The following is a 15433-nucleotide window of genomic DNA, read 5'->3' on the forward strand; positions in this document are numbered from 1 at the left end:
GTTTTTTAACGTCTTAGAATTTTCTTTATGAGCTGAAGCAGCTTAAACTTGAGAGGGTTAGGGTAGTAGCGGAAAGTTCCCATTTTTCGAACGATGAAGCCGTTGAAGTTTTGTTTGAAGCGCAGAACACCGTCAGAACCGTCGAAAATTCCCATAATGCCGAGGAAATTATAAAATGGAATGCCTCTCTTGATACTTTCGGTCATAACGTATTCCTGCAGCAGGGCAGGGGCGTAGAATTTGTTAAACTCAGGATAGGAGCCGCTGAAAAGATAGGTTGCTTCCTGAGGAGTATAGATAAAGAGGCTGGCAGCCAGGACTTGGTCTTGGTCGCCGTACTTGTCAATCAGTTCTTGGGCTTCTGCTTTGCGGGTTTCAAAGCTATCAAACTGGCTGGAAAGTTCTCGCAGCTGATTTTGTTTCTTTTCAGATTGAGGATTTTTTTCCAAGTCAGCCTGCAGTTTCTGGATTTTTTGGCCCAGTTTCTCTTGGTCTTTTTGTAAGTTCTGAAGATAGTCCTTGAGGTTGAGACTGGCTGTCATAAAGTCCGCCTGCTGACCAAAGCTATCATAAAAATCTTGATAGTAGTCTAGTGGCTTGTCATCATATTCCCGCCGGTCAGAAGTAGCAGCTGTGATGTCTTTGAAAACGCTGAGTTGGTCACGTTCTAGCCTTTTTAGCTTGATGCCAAAGGTATTCGCTTTTTTGACGGTCGCCTTGCCGTTTTTACTGAAGGACTTGAGCAAGTCTTTCTCTGTCAGACCAGCTAAGTTTTTGACATAATGCCAATCAGGCTCCCCGCCTGGATAGTCTGTCTGTAGGCCGTCAAAGTCAAAGCCCAAATCAGTCAGTTGCTGGATAAGCTCGCCTTTTTCATCAGATGTGGGCTGGCCATTGCTGTCAAAGGTCTGATAAGTCTCGTAGGGCTTGATGATGAGCTCTAGAGCGCCTTCTTTTTTAGCATAAGCCTGCAAAGCTTGATAGAAGGGAGTCAGGTATTTAGCATCGGTAGAGACAGGACCGCAGTTAATTTCCATATGAAGGCCGCCAGTCATAGGCATGCTGTAGAGGACAGCTGACACCACTACCTGTCCCTGCGGGTCAGTGTAGCCGACATACTGGGTACTGAAGCCACGCTTGCTCAGCAGCTCTGCCATTTCTACGGTCTGCATGAAAGAGCGTTGGGAGCTAGCTGAGGTATGCTGGATGAATTCTTCTTGGCTGAGAAGTTTAAAGGTCATAGGCTTCCTTTCTGTTAATGCTTGCTGCGCAGTTTCTTTCTGATAGTGTAGGCCAGATTGGAGAGGTGGTAAAGAGGATTGGTTGGCAGGTTGAACTCACCAGCGAATTCCTCAATGGTTGGATTGAACTTGGATTTAAAGCTGTAGAGACCGCCCTTGAGATCGTTTTCGATTCCACCCATATTTTGCCAATCTGCTCCGCGCTCAAAAGCATGTTTGGCCGTTTCGTACCAAGTGATGATGGCAGGCTGATAACGACGGTATTCCTCGTCCATTCCGGCATAGATATTTTCAGAGGTTTTGCCATATTCTAAGACCAGTGTGCCAGAAAGGGGAACGACAGCACCCCCTTGGCTGATTTTGTCCTGCAGAAAGTCAATCTCTTCTTGGAGGCGTTTCTGTTCTTGCTGGTTATTCTCAATCTTGCCAGGCTTGGTTTTCTCGGTAAATTTCTCTGCTTCCTTGAGAGTCTTGGTCAGCTGAGCCTGCAAGTCTTCCAATCGTGCCTTTAGATCAATGCTGGACAAGGTGATGTAGGAGTGCTCAGGATAAGTGTCCAAGAGTTTTTGGTAATAATCTTTGCCGCGCAGGTGGATGTTTTTTCTGTTTTCTGTCTTTTTCATCAAGGCTGAAAAGTCATCCAGTAATTCTGCTCCGCCAAATTGGATTTGGATGCCTTTGTTACGGGCTGTGCGAATAGCCTGGCGAGTACTCTTAGAAAGCAGATCCTCGCTGAAATCTTCTTTATGGATATTGGCCTGCAAGCGAGGCTGGATGGTTTCGTCCAGAGACTCAGTCCGTCCGACCCAGACAGCTCCTGCTTCCTGTAACTGTTGAATCAGCTCAACCGTCTCTGTATTGTCTTGCAATTCAGCACCCATCTTGCTTTCTGCCAGAAAGAGGCTAGGGTCAAACTTGATAAAGAGCGCTTTTTTCTCCTTGGCAAATTTCTTGAGCGACGCCAAAACAAAGTTCAGCAGCTCCTTGTCACCATAGTCCATTATGGGACCGCGCGGAATATAAAGCATGGTCATCCCCAAGGGCAGTGGTTTAATCAGGACACTGGCTGCAGCAACCAAGTGGTCGTCTTTATAGAAGCCCAAGCGCTCATTGGCCCAGTTATCCTTGATCTGAGCCCAGGCTGAACTCTGCAGGAGATTGGCCTGTGGATGGGCTGTGACAAAATCGTCGTGTTCCTGAGCTGAAATTCCAAATTTGTAACTAAACATTATTTTAAAACCCACTCTCTAATGGCGTGTGCTACGCCGGATTCGTCATTCGATTTGGTGATATATTTGGCGATTTTCTTGAGTTCTTCCTTACCGTTTTCCATGACAACAGGAGAGCCAACAGCTTCTAGCATGGCACGGTCGTTTTCTTCATCACCGATAGCCATGGTCTGCTCCTTGCTCAAGCCCAGTTTTTCAGCTAGATGGAGGACAGCAGCACCTTTATTGACAGTCTTTTTGACAATTTCCAGATAAAAAGGAGCTGACTTAACTAGTGTATATTTTTCGGCTAATTCCGGTGGCAGCTTAGCAATGGCCGCATCCAGAATGTCCGGTTCATCAATATACATGCACTTGACGATTTCTTTATTGGCCATTTCTTCAGGAGTGCGGTAGAAGATAGGCATGCTGACCAGATTGGACTCATAAACAGTGTACTTGCCGATGTTGCGATTGGCTGTATAAATGCCGTCCTTGGTGATGGCATGCATGTGGACACCTAATTTTCGCCCGAGCAGTTCGATATCCAGATAGTCGTCATAGGTCAGTGTTTCTTTGATTAATTCTTGACCTGTAACAGTATCCTGCACCAGTCCGCCGTTGAAGGTAACGACATAGTTGTCTGGCTGATTAAGCTCTAGCTCCTCGAGAAGCTTTTGAACTCCTGCAATAGGACGGCCGGTTGCAATGACGATTTTGACACCAGCAGCCTTGGCATCCTGAACAGCGCTGAAGACTTCAGGAGTGATTTCTTTTTGGTTATTTAAAAGGGTGCCGTCAATGTCGACGGCAACTAATTTGATAGACATATTATTCTCCGTAGGTAAATTGGTCGTTTTTGATATAGTGCATAAAGGTCTGGTTTTTTTCGCTGAATAGTCCGGTCTCTGCCAGCATTTCCTTGGGGAAGTAGAAGCGATTATCGCCCTGTCTGGTCCCGGCTAGCGAATGAACGATAGGAGATAGGCTGGACAGTTCTGCTAAGCTACCATCTTTTTGCAGAATTTCTATCTGAGTCCGGGGTTTTTCAACGTCAGGCCGGTAGAAATCGTAAGGTAAATCAAAATTACGATGGATAGCAGTATAGTAATCAGGGTCAAAACCAACCTGTCCAACTAGGTCTCGCATGATATCCAAATGCGCTTCGTTTTCCTGAGAGAAGACGATAGACTTAAAGACCTTGCGGTTGATAAAACGCTGAGCCAAGTCTGATAAAATTTTGTCTGGACTAGTCATCCAAACTTGGAAATAGGTATTCATAACACCATCATCCAAGGCCAGATAATCCTGCAGGGTCACTCTGTTTTCAAAGAATGGAATGAGATTGGGCGATGACAGCGCAAAATAATCTTTCTGGGCCGGATAGAGGAACTTAGCTCGCTTGAGCAGATTTTGCAGCAGAACTTCCATAGCTCGACTGGCCGGGTGGAAATAAACCTGCATGTACATCTGGTAGCGGCTGACTACGTAGTCTTCTACCGCATGCATTCCATTGCGCTTGAAAGCAATGCCGTTTTCTACCGGACAAATCACTCGTAAAATTCTGGTTAAGTCAAATTGTCCATAGGAAGCACCAGTAAAGAAGGAATCGCGTAAGAGATAATCCATCCGGTCCACATCGATTTGGCTGGAAATCAGCTGGACCACCTGCTTATTGGGATAGGTATGGTTGATGACGCTAGCTACCTTTTCTGGGAAATCCGGCGAAACCTGCACCAGGACCTGATGAATCTCTGTTTCAGGACTAGTGATGATTTGCCGCGTAATGTCCTCGTGATTAGTGTCAAAAAGACGCTCGAAAGTGTGTGAATAAGCTCCGTGTCCCAAGTCATGCAGGAGAGCAGCTGTCATGGTCAGCAGGCTTTCGTGGCTGTCCCAGTTGGCTTGGTATTTTTCATTGAAAATCTTAGTGATGCGCCGGGCAATCTCATAAGCTCCCAGACAATGCGAAAAACGGCTGTGCTCCCCGCCGTGGAAAGTATAGCCAGAAGTACCCAGCTGTTTGATGCGGCGCAGTCGTTGAAATTCTTTAGTATTGATTAAATCATAGATAACCTGATGGTCCACATGAACATAGTTATGAACCGGGTCCCGAAATACTTTTTCAATCATGCTACCATTATACCATAAATCATAGTAGGAAAAAAATCAAAGCTGCGACTGAAAGAAGAGCAATTTTGTCCTTTTTTTGATAAAATAGGGAAAGAAAAACAGAAATGAGATGAAGATGCAAATCAGAATAAAAAATCACATCCAGCTGGACGGGCATACCGAGCTAATCGATCAGGTCTACGATACGGACTGGACGCAAAAAGGAGATTATCATTATCTGCTATACAAGAATGAAGAAGGAGAGAAAGTAGTTCTGAAGTTTCACGATAAAGAGCTGGTTATGACGCGCTTTTCTAAGCCTAAGTCCATCATGCGTTTCATCAGTCAAGGGCAGGCGCTGGTTGGCATCCATACACCTGTGGGCTTGCAGCAGTTTGTGACTGATACTCCTTTCTATAAGGTTGATTTTACCAAGCAGGTTCTGCAACTTCATTATCAGCTGAAAACAGTTGATGAAGAGCAGATTTTTGCCAGCTATGAAATGGAGATTAGCTGGGGTTAGCGGGTATTCGTCGAGAAAGCTCTTGAAAATCAGAATGTTTCCCCTTGCAAAAGCTTGAAAATTTGGTATAATAGTTTCTAACTCAAGGGAGTAGCTAACGGAATAACCGTTACAAGGTCGTCAATACGAAAGAAATTTCCGGCCTTGTATGAAATAGCGAGACTTGTTAATAAACAGGTCTCTTTTTTGTTTCTGACTTTTTGGATATGACTGATGCGGCTCAAGATGATGAGTCCTAGTGGTCAGAAAACTTCAGAAATAAAAGAGGCCAAGAGGAGGAATACATTGTCAAAAGAACAAAAGCGCCAAGCTTTTTACACCCAGAGTCCTGAGGAAATTTTCAAAACTTTGGACGCTTCAGAGCAAGGTTTGTCCAGTCAAGAAGCCGCCAAGCGTTTAGCTGATTATGGCCGCAATGAACTGGATGAAGGGGAGAAAAAATCTCTCTTAATGAAGTTTTTGGAGCAGTTTAAGGATTTGATGATTATCATCTTGTTGGTAGCAGCGGTCTTGTCTGTTGTCACATCAGGTGGTGAAGATATCGCTGATGCTTTAATCATCTTAGCTGTAGTAATCATCAATGCCATCTTCGGTGTCTATCAGGAAGGCAAGGCTGAAGAAGCGATTGCGGCTCTCAAATCGATGTCCAGCCCAGCTGCGCGTGTCCTGCGTGATGGCCATGTCACAGAAGTAGATTCTAAGGAGTTGGTACCTGGCGATATTGTTAGACTGGAAGCCGGTGATGTTGTCCCAGCAGATATGCGGCTTTTGGAAGCTAATTCACTGAAAATCGAAGAAGCGGCTCTGACAGGTGAGTCTGTGCCGGTTGAGAAAGATTTGACAGTTGAAGTGGCTGCAGATGCTGGTATTGGAGACCGTGTGAATATGGCCTTCCAAAACTCAAATGTGACCTATGGTCGTGGGGTTGGACTCGTTGTCAATACAGGGATGTATACGGAAGTAGGCCACATCGCAGGTATGTTGCAGGATGCGGATGAAACGGACACACCCCTCAAGCAAAATCTTAATAGTCTGTCTAAGGTTCTGACCTATGCTATCTTGGTGATTGCTGCAGTGACTTTTGTAGTCGGTGTCTTCATTCAAGGGAAAAATCCACTGGATGAGCTGATGACCTCTGTAGCCTTGGCGGTTGCCGCTATTCCAGAAGGTCTGCCTGCTATCGTTACCATCGTGCTGGCTTTGGGAACTCAGGTTCTGGCTAAGCGGAATTCGATTGTCCGTAAGCTTCCAGCTGTTGAGACTTTGGGATCAACTGAGATTATCGCTTCAGATAAGACTGGTACCCTGACCATGAATAAGATGACGGTCGAAAAAGTCTTTTATGACGGAGTCCTGAATGAAGCTGGACAAGATATTGAACTTGGCTTGGAGCTGCCTCTCTTACGTTCAGTTGTCTTAGCCAATGATACTAAGATTGACCAAGAAGGAAAACTGATTGGTGACCCAACAGAAACAGCCTTTATCCAATATGCTCTGGACAAGGGCTATGATGTAAAGGCCTTTTTAGAGAAATATCCTCGAGTAGCTGAGCTGCCCTTTGATTCAGATCGTAAGCTCATGTCTACCGTCCATCCATTGCCAGATGGGAAATTCCTTGTGGCAGTAAAGGGAGCACCTGATCAACTCTTGAAACGCTGTGTTGCCCGTGATAAGGCTGGAGATGTTGCAGCGATTGATGACGCTACTTCACAGCTGATTAAGTCGAACAACTCAGACATGGCTCACCAAGCTCTGCGCGTGCTGGCTGGTGCCTACAAGATTATTGATGCAGTTCCGACTGACTTGACATCTGAAAATCTAGAAAACGATTTAATCTTTACTGGTTTAATCGGTATGATTGACCCAGAACGTGCAGAAGCAGCAGAAGCTGTTCATGTAGCCAAGGAAGCCGGTATTCGTCCGATTATGATTACCGGTGACCATCAGGATACAGCTGAAGCTATCGCTAAGCGCTTGGGTATCATCGAAGAAGGAGATACTGAAGACCATGTCCTGACTGGTGCTGAGCTCAATGAGCTTTCTGATGCAGAATTCGAAAAGGTTGTTGGCCAATACTCTGTCTATGCCCGAGTTTCGCCTGAGCATAAGGTTCGGATTGTCAAAGCGTGGCAAAACCAAGGTAAGGTCGTAGCCATGACAGGTGATGGTGTCAATGACGCACCAGCTCTGAAGACAGCTGATATCGGTATTGGTATGGGCATTACCGGTACAGAAGTATCTAAGGGTGCCTCTGACATGATTCTGGCAGATGATAACTTTGCGACCATCATTGTAGCCGTGGAAGAAGGACGCAAGGTCTTCTCTAATATTCAAAAGACCATCCAGTATCTCCTTTCAGCTAATACAGCTGAGGTACTGACTATTTTCTTGGCAACCCTCTTTGGCTGGGATGTGCTGCAGCCAGTTCATCTGCTTTGGATTAACCTAGTAACGGATACCTTCCCTGCTATTGCTCTGGGAGTTGAACCAGCTGAGCCAGGTGTCATGAGTCATAAGCCTCGCGGCCGTAAGTCTAGCTTCTTCTCAGGTGGAGTGATGAGCTCTATCATCTATCAGGGTGTCCTGCAAGGGGCTTTGGTTCTGTCAGTCTATGGCTATGCTATTTCGAATCCAGTTCATCTTGGTAATCAAACTGCTATCCATGCGGATGCTCTGACAATGGCCTTTGCAACGCTTGGCCTCATCCAGCTCTTCCATGCTTACAATGTAAAATCTGTTTATCAATCTATCTTTACAGTTGGACCATTCAAGTCTAAGACCTTTAACTGGTCTATCCTGGTTTCTTTCATCCTATTGATTTCGACCATTGTCATTGATCCACTGGAAAAGATTTTCCATGTGACCAAGCTAGACTTGTCACAATGGACAGTTGTTCTGATTGGCAGCTTTGCCATGATTGTCATTGTTGAAATTGTTAAGTTCATCCAACGTAAATTAGGTATGGATAAAAATGCTATTTAAGAGCAAAAAGTCATCTGCGGATGGCTTTTTTTATAGCAACCAGGACTTCATTGCTTTTTCCAATTTTCGCTCCTGTTTATTAGAAGTCTATGTACAGTTGGACAGCAAAAAGCAGCTCTCAGATGAGCTGAGAACTGCTATTCAACATTTCCGTTACTGAACTTCAATCACCGTTAAAGCATCTCGCAGTTCAGCTGCCAGGTGTTTTTTCTTATAGTCTCGAAATTCGACTAAATCTTTAACAGCATTATAACGCTTATGCAGGCGGTACATCTGGGGGATCTTATACTGAGGAAAGTCATTAAAAAAGTTCCGAGTCAGTTCCCATTCACGGATGTAGCCCAGAGGACGCATATGGTAGCGGACCCCTTCGATAACACGGCTTTGATGGCGGTGATGGAGATGACCAAAAACCACCTCTTTCACCTTGTATTTGACAAAGAGCCGATGAAAAGCTTGGCTTCCTAGGAAGGCGTTGAAGCGCTGGAAATAGGGATGGTCGTATAGAAAGTCTTGATGGGGGACAAAATGCAGAGCAACAATAATGGGACCATCTAAAGTCGCCAGCAATTTTTCTAACTCTTGCAGTGTCTGAGCCGTAATACTGGGGTCGTCGAGTTGACGCTCCAATCTGCGGTCAAACCAGAAATTTGTCTTGGTTCTCAGATGCTCTTCCTTGCTTTTTTCTGGAAAAAAGCTGTAGTCATACCAGCCAGAAAAGCTGACGAGCTTGGTCTGGCCGAACTGCTGAACCTGAAAATCATGGTTTGAAATTTCTTGCTCAGAAAGTCCCAGCATATCGTGATTTCCTAGATTAAAAGAAAGGGGAATCTCTTGCTTCAAAGTTTCAATAAAGGGCAAACTAATCTTGGTCAGGTCGTTGGACAGGTCTCCAGCGATGTGTAGGTGGTCAATCCTTTCCTCTTTTAAAAGCTGGAGAAGAGCTTGCAGCTCAAAATCCCCAAACTGATTGGAGTCCAGATGGAGGTCGCTCATAAATCCGATTCTTGTCATGATTTTAGTCTAGCATATTTTTCAAAACTTGAAAATGCTTAAGCACCTATGGAGAGTCTCCCTTTTATCTGAACACATCATAAATTATTGTAATTTTGTATTTCGTTTATCCATGAATGAAGTCTAGGAAGGTTTGAAATAATTCTTCCAACCCCATGTCATTATATTACTTTTCTAACAATTAGGTGACAAGGAGTCGCTTGTCTTGCCTAGCTAGGGAAAATCCGATAAAATGTAAGCTGCTGAATGTGAGATTAGGCAAACTGTTTAATTTATGTTATAATTAAACGATATGTGAAAAGAGGTATTTATGGACATTTCAGAAATTCGTCAAAAGATTGACGCAAATCGTGAAAAATTAGCTTCTTTCAGGGGGTCTCTTTGACTTAGAAGGTCTGGAAGAAGAAATTGCCATCTTAGAAAATAAGATGACAGAACCCGACTTTTGGGATGACAACATTGCAGCCCAGAAGACATCTCAAGAGCTGAATGAACTCAAGCAAACCTATGAAAATTTCCATCAGATGACCGAGCTTTTTGATGAATCGGAAATCTTGCTTGATTTTCTGGCTGAAGATGAGTCGGTTCAGGGAGAGTTGGAAGAAAAGCTGGACGAACTCGAGAAAATGATGACCAGCTATGAAATGACCCTACTCCTATCTGAGCCTTACGACAATAACAATGCTATCCTTGAAATCCACCCAGGTTCTGGTGGTACAGAGGCCCAGGATTGGGGAGATATGCTGCTGCGTATGTATACGCGCTTTGGCAATGCCAAGGGCTTCAAAGTTGAGGTCTTGGACTATCAAGCTGGTGATGAAGCAGGCATCAAGTCAGTGACTCTTTCATTTGAAGGTCCGCACGCTTATGGTCTGCTCAAGTCAGAAATGGGAGTCCACCGTTTGGTTCGGATTTCACCATTTGACTCAGCTAAACGTCGCCATACTTCCTTTACCTCAGTAGAGGTCATGCCAGAGCTGGATGACACCATTGAGGTGGAAATTCGCGATGACGATATTAAGATGGACACTTTCCGCTCGGGAGGAGCCGGCGGGCAGAACGTCAATAAAGTTTCTACTGGTGTGCGGCTGACCCATATTCCTACAGGAATTGTGGTGCAGTCTACGGTTGACCGGACCCAGTATGGAAACCGTGATCGGGCGATGAAGATGCTGCAGGCCAAGCTTTATCAGCTAGAGCAAGAGAAACAAGCAGCCGAAGTCAATTCACTCAAGGGAGATAAGAAGGAAATTTCCTGGGGTAGCCAAATCCGCTCCTATGTCTTTACGCCTTATACCATGGTCAAAGACCATCGGACCAGTTACGAAGTAGCACAGGTGGACAAGGTTATGGACGGAGATTTGGATGGTTTCATCGACGCTTATTTGAAATGGCGTTTGAACTAGGAAATGTAAGAGATTAGAATTAGATTGAAAGGAAATTTCAATAGATGTCAATAATTGAAATGAAAGATGTTGTCAAGAAGTATGGCAACGGGACCACTGCTCTGCGTAGTGTGTCTATTAATGTAGAACCTGGGGAGTTTGCCTATATTGTTGGCCCTTCAGGAGCAGGAAAGTCAACCTTTATTCGTTTGCTTTACAGGGAGATAAAGCTGGATAAGGGAAGTCTGAAAGTAGCTGATTTTGACTTAGCTAGGATTAAAAAGCGCGATGTTCCAATGCTGCGCCGTCAGGTTGGAGTCGTATTCCAAGACTACAAACTTCTTCCTAAAAAGACAGTGTATGAGAATATTGCCTACGCCATGGAAGTTATCGGTGAGCGCCGCCGCAATATTAAAAAGCGGGTTATGGAAGTGCTGGACCTGGTTGGCCTTAAGCATAAGGTCCGCTCATTCCCTAATGAGCTTTCCGGTGGTGAGCAACAGCGGATTGCCATTGCGCGTGCGATTGCTAACAACCCTAAAGTCCTGATTGCGGATGAGCCGACAGGAAACTTGGACCCAGATAATTCTTGGGAGATTATGAACCTGCTGGAGCGGATTAACCTTCAGGGAACAACTGTCCTGATGGCAACCCACAACAGCCAGATTGTAAATACTCTGCGTCACCGCGTTATTGCTATTGAAAATGGCCGTGTGGTACGTGATGAAGCGGAAGGAGAATACGGATACGATGATTAGAAGATTTTTTCGTCATTTGATTGAGTCGCTTAAGAGTCTTACGCGGAATGGCTGGATGACTGTAGCGGCTGTCAGCTCGGTTATGATTACCTTGAGCTTAGTGGCTGTTTTTGCTTCAGTAATTTTAAATACAGCTAAGCTGGCAAATGATATTTCCAATAATGTCCGCGTCATGGTATACATGCGTAAGGATGTTTTCGATAATAGCGAAACGATTGTAAAAGAAGGTCAAACAGTTCAGAATGAGGACTACCACAAGGTTTATGATGCTCTGACTTCTATGAAAAATGTAGAGAAGGTTACTTTTTCTAGCAAGCAAGAGCAGTATAATAAGCTAACAGAGACCATGGGTAGTGAGTGGGATGTTTTTGATGAAGAAAATAATCCTCTTTACGATGCTTATATTGTTGAGACCAAGGCACCTAAGTATGTAGAATCTGTTACAAAAGATGCTCGTAAGATTGATGGTGTTTCTGAGGTTCAAAATGGTGGTACCAATACCAAAAATCTCTTTGCGTTTTCTAATTTCATCCAAACATGGGGATTGATTGGGACAGCGCTTCTGATTTTCATTGCTATCCTTCTCATTTCCAATACTATTCGGATTACCATTATTTCCCGAAGTCGCGAGATTCAAATCATGCGCTTGGTTGGTGCCAAGAATAGCTATATCCGCGGACCATTTCTGTTTGAAGGAGCATGGATTGGCTTGTTAGGAGCAACAGTTCCGTCACTTGTAGTGTATTTGACATATGGTATAGCCTACAAGACTATGAATAAGAGCTTGGTAGGTCAAGGACTTTCTATGATTGATCCAAAACTCTTTAGTCCGATTATGATAGCAGCACTCTTTGTGTTGGGAATTCTTATCGGATCATTGGGATCTATCATCTCTATGAGACGCTTCTTGAAGATTTAACAAATCATAAAAAAACAGAGTTTGAAATTCTTCAAACTCTGTTTTTGTTATATGTAATTGCTTAAATGATTACTGAGCTAAAAATGGGTTAAAGTTTTTTTCGTGTGAAATAGTGGTATCATGACCATGCCCAGGATAAACAGCGTAGTCTTTGGGGAGGACCAGAAGTTTCTCGCGAATGGATGTCAGCAATTGCTCCATGTTTCCAGTCGGCAGATCCGTTCGTCCGATGCTTTCCCGAAAGAGGGCATCGCCCGTCAAAACAAGGCAGTCATTAGGAAAGACTAGAGAGACACCTCCGATGGAGTGGCCAGGTGTTGCAAGCACATAGAAGTGAAAGCCTCCAAGATCATAGTCTGTTTCGTAGGAGAAAAACTCTTCTGCTGGTCGACAGATAATATCATCCAGATCAGCATGGCGCGCCAGACCAGATAGGTTATCTGTCGGTGTGTAGAGCCAGCTGCTTTCACTCTCAGCCACATAGACAGGTGGGGCAGCATAGTGCTCCCGGACCTTTTCTAAACTCATAATGTGGTCATAATGGGTATGGGTCAAGAGTATAGCAATCACAGGCTTGGCTAGTTCCTCTAATTTGCGCTCAATCTTTTTCCAGTCACTGCCAGGATCGACGACTAGGAGACCCTGATCGTTCTCTAAGATATAGGTGTTTTCAAAAGCAACAAGGTTGATAATTTTATGAATCTTCATCTGATTTCCTCGGAAAATGTATTCTGCTATTGAGTGTAACAGAAAAGCGGATTTTTTGCACATAATTGCTTTCTAAGCTAGGGCTGAAAATTTTCAGATGTCTCAGAATGGCTTTTATGATATAATCATAGCAGTATGACACAAAATGATTATAAGTATGCCGTTGTGGACTTGGAGGCTACAGGAACGGGCAGCAGTGCAAAGATTATCCAGATTGGCATTGTTCTGATTGAGAATGGAATCATTACCAAGACTTATGAAACAGATGTCAATCCTCATGAGGAACTGGATGAGCATATCAAAGAGCTGACAGGTTTGGATGATGAGAGGCTTGGCCGAGCACCGGAGTTTTCTCAGGTAGCAGCTGAGGTATATGAGTTGATTCAGGATGCGATTTTTGTCGCTCATAATGTCAAGTTTGACGCTAATCTACTGGCGGAGGCCCTTTTCTGGGAAGGGTTTGACTTGCTGACACCGCGTGTGGATACGGTGGAGTTGGCTCAGGTCTTTTACCCGACCTTTGATAAATATTCCTTGGGCAATCTCTGTAATTTGCTGGATATTTCTTTGGAAAACGCCCACACTGCTCTGGCAGATGCTCAAGCAACGGCTCAGCTATTTTTAAAAATACAAGACAAAATCAAGAGCCTGCCCAAGGTCTTGGTTGAGAAAATGTTAATGTTGGCGGACAGCATTATCTATGAGTCGCGCCTGGCTATCGAGGAAGTTTATCAGACAATGCCGGATCAGCAAGATAAGGAACTGCAATCCTGCCATGGTATTTTCTTGCGATGTCCCCAAAAGCTGACTTCGGAAAAGAAACTGTCGCAGGATTTCCTCACCAATCTATACCTGCTGGGCTTAGAAGATCGGCCTGAACAGCTCAAGTTTGCTCGTTTTATGGAGGAAGCTCTGAACCAGCAGGAGGCTAGTTTTTTAGAGGCGCAGACAGGCTTGGGCAAGACCTTTGGCTATTTGCTGCCTATTCTGTCTAGAGGTCAAGAAAAAGTACTAGTGACGGTTCCGACTAAGATCCTGCAGGATCAGCTGCTGCAAAAAGAAGGACGATTGTTGGAGGAAGTATTTGGTATTTCCTTTCACAGTCTCAAGAGTCCGGAGAATTATCTCAAGCTGGACCATTTCTATCAGACATTGGATAGGGAATATGACAACCGTCTGATTAATCGTTGCAAGTTGCAACTCTTGGTCTGGCTGACAGAAACCAAAACAGGTGATTTGAACGAAATCGGACAGGCCCATCGTTTCTCAAGCTACTTCAATGAAATCCGTCATGACGGTAAGCTAAGCAAGCATTCTCTCTTTTACGAGGAAGATTTTTGGCGGCTGGGACAGGTCAGGTCAGCTACTAGTCGAGTTGTGATTACCAATCATGCCTACCTGCTGACGCGTTTAGAGGATGACCAGTCTTTGCTGGACAATCGCATTCTGGTAGTTGATGAAGCTCAGAAGATGTTTTTCGCCTTGGAAAGCTTCTCTCAAGCCAGTATAAATCTGATTAAAACGCTGCAGCAGATAAATCATCTCCTTCAGGAAGAAGGGGAACTTCTGCAGCAACGGCTTTTGCAAAGCATTCAGTTTGAGCTGGCTGATGCCGCAGAGAAGCATCGCAAGAAAGCATCTGAGTTAAGTCCGGAAAAGATTGCCCGGCTGCTTCAGGATGTGTCCGAGTTAAAGACTAGTGCACTGCCTGAGCTACAGCACTTGTTCAGTGGCAAATACCAGTATTATTGGTTGGTTGATGAAGTTTTGGCAGATCATCGCTTGATGACTCTGCATGCCGGCCGTTCAGAATTGCTGCATTTTACAGACTTTTTGCCTGAAAGGGCCAAGGTTATCTTGGTTTCGTCTACTCTGGAAATCAGCTCTAAGGTCAATTTGGCGCAGTTACTAGGCTTTGAAAGTTATCACTTTTACAAGCTGAAAAGCAAGAAGAAGCCACTGCAGAAGCTCTTTTTAAATGAGAGTTTTCCAGCAGTAGTGGATTTGTCAACTGAGGATTTTGCCCAACAGATTGTTGCTTTCCTGCAAGAAGTGGCAAAACTTGGTCTGCCTATCGTCGTCCTCTTCACTTCTAAAGACTTGCTTTTGGCTGTTTCGGACTTGCTGGCTCTGCCGCATTTGGCCCAATATAAAAATGGCGATGCCAGCAATATCAAGCGGCGTTTTGATAGAGGAGAGGCAGGTATTCTTTTAGGATCTGGCAGCTTCTGGGAGGGGGCGGATTTTGCTGAGCAAGAACAGATTATTCAGCTGATTACTCGGATTCCATTTGACAATCCCAAGGATTTTTTTGTACAGAAGATTAATAGCCGCCTGAAAGCGGAAGGTAAAAATGCCTTTTATGATTATCAACTGCCTCTTGCCATCTTACGGCTTAAGCAGGCCATTGGCCGGACCCGGCGCAATGAACATCAGAAGTCAGCTGTTATTCTTTTGGACAATCGAATCTCTAGTAAACGCTATGGCAAGCAGATTCAGCATCATCTGTCACAATTGGCTTCTTTGGATATTCTGCTGGAGGCAGCTATGATGCAGGAATTACAAGACTCTTTTGACTGAAAC

Annotated in this window: 12 protein-coding genes; 6 read left to right on the forward strand and 6 right to left on the reverse strand. The window is 44.5% G+C overall.

Features of this window, described 5'->3' with window-relative positions; translation table 11 throughout:
• Positions 1-5 precede the first annotated feature (5 nt).
• From O3621_RS09475 to O3621_RS09490, 4 genes are read right to left on the reverse strand one after another with little or no spacing between them, the layout of a single operon-like run.
• The gene (locus O3621_RS09475; protein ID WP_268689413.1) at positions 6-1241 is read right to left on the reverse strand and encodes an aminoacyltransferase; all 1236 of its coding nucleotides are present in this window, start codon (positions 1239-1241) and stop codon (positions 6-8) included.
• A 14-nt stretch (positions 1242-1255) separates the two neighbouring features.
• Positions 1256-2470, reverse strand: a complete 1215-nt coding sequence (locus O3621_RS09480) for an aminoacyltransferase (protein ID WP_172454743.1) — start codon at positions 2468-2470, stop codon at positions 1256-1258.
• Positions 2470-3279 (reverse strand): sugar-phosphatase, encoded by an 810-nt coding sequence (gene yidA / locus O3621_RS09485; RefSeq protein WP_111675995.1) that lies wholly within the window; start codon positions 3277-3279, stop codon positions 2470-2472. Before yidA ends, O3621_RS09480 begins: the two co-directional genes overlap by 1 nt.
• Position 3280: 1 nt before the next feature.
• Positions 3281-4582 (reverse strand): HD domain-containing protein, encoded by a 1302-nt coding sequence (locus O3621_RS09490; RefSeq protein ID WP_002915501.1) that lies wholly within the window; start codon positions 4580-4582, stop codon positions 3281-3283.
• A gap of 115 nt (positions 4583-4697) precedes the next feature.
• Here O3621_RS09490 and O3621_RS09495 point away from each other — a divergent pair, with 115 nt between their 5' ends.
• Positions 4698-5084: a DUF1934 domain-containing protein gene (locus tag O3621_RS09495; protein WP_314449826.1), complete on the forward strand. Its 387-nt coding sequence runs from the start codon at positions 4698-4700 to the stop codon at positions 5082-5084.
• 285 nt (positions 5085-5369) lie between these two features.
• Entirely contained in the window at positions 5370-8066 is a 2697-nt protein-coding gene (locus O3621_RS09500; protein WP_371514093.1) for a cation-translocating P-type ATPase, read from the forward strand.
• A gap of 153 nt (positions 8067-8219) precedes the next feature.
• Here O3621_RS09500 and O3621_RS09505 read toward each other — a convergent pair whose 3' ends face one another.
• Positions 8220-9080, reverse strand: a complete 861-nt coding sequence (locus O3621_RS09505; RefSeq protein ID WP_032905833.1) for a metallophosphoesterase — start codon at positions 9078-9080, stop codon at positions 8220-8222.
• Between the two features lie 310 nt (positions 9081-9390).
• Between O3621_RS09505 and prfB the strand changes: the two genes are divergently transcribed.
• The 3 genes from prfB (at position 9391) to ftsX (ending at position 12142) form a co-directional block, all read left to right on the forward strand.
• Positions 9391-10486 (forward strand): peptide chain release factor 2 gene (gene prfB, locus O3621_RS09510; RefSeq protein ID WP_156788990.1). Its coding sequence is split into 2 segments (ribosomal slippage): positions 9391-9462 and positions 9464-10486, totalling 1095 coding nucleotides; the frame shifts between segments, so codons are not numbered across the junction.
• Positions 10487-10530: 44 nt separating this feature from the next.
• Positions 10531-11223 (forward strand): cell division ATP-binding protein FtsE, encoded by a 693-nt coding sequence (gene ftsE / locus O3621_RS09515; RefSeq protein WP_009660571.1) that lies wholly within the window; start codon positions 10531-10533, stop codon positions 11221-11223.
• A complete protein-coding gene (gene ftsX / locus O3621_RS09520; protein ID WP_009660576.1) occupies positions 11216-12142 on the forward strand; it encodes a permease-like cell division protein FtsX in 927 nt (308 codons plus the stop codon). The genes ftsE and ftsX overlap by 8 nt, the downstream gene beginning before the upstream one ends.
• 69 nt (positions 12143-12211) lie before the next feature.
• Here ftsX and O3621_RS09525 read toward each other — a convergent pair whose 3' ends face one another.
• Positions 12212-12850 carry an MBL fold metallo-hydrolase gene (locus tag O3621_RS09525; protein ID WP_293825069.1) on the reverse strand — a complete coding sequence of 213 codons (639 nt, stop codon included), beginning with the start codon at positions 12848-12850 and terminating at the stop codon, positions 12212-12214.
• 135 nt (positions 12851-12985) lie between these two features.
• On the opposite strand from O3621_RS09525, the gene O3621_RS09530 reads away from it, so the two are divergent.
• Positions 12986-15430, forward strand: coding sequence for a bifunctional DnaQ family exonuclease/ATP-dependent helicase (locus O3621_RS09530; protein ID WP_314449828.1), 2445 nt, complete (start codon positions 12986-12988; stop codon positions 15428-15430).
• Positions 15431-15433: the final 3 nt, after the last annotated feature.

Origin of the sequence: Streptococcus sp. 20925_1_22 (assembly GCF_041431685.1) — a bacterium.
Lineage (GTDB): Bacteria > Bacillota > Bacilli > Lactobacillales > Streptococcaceae > Streptococcus.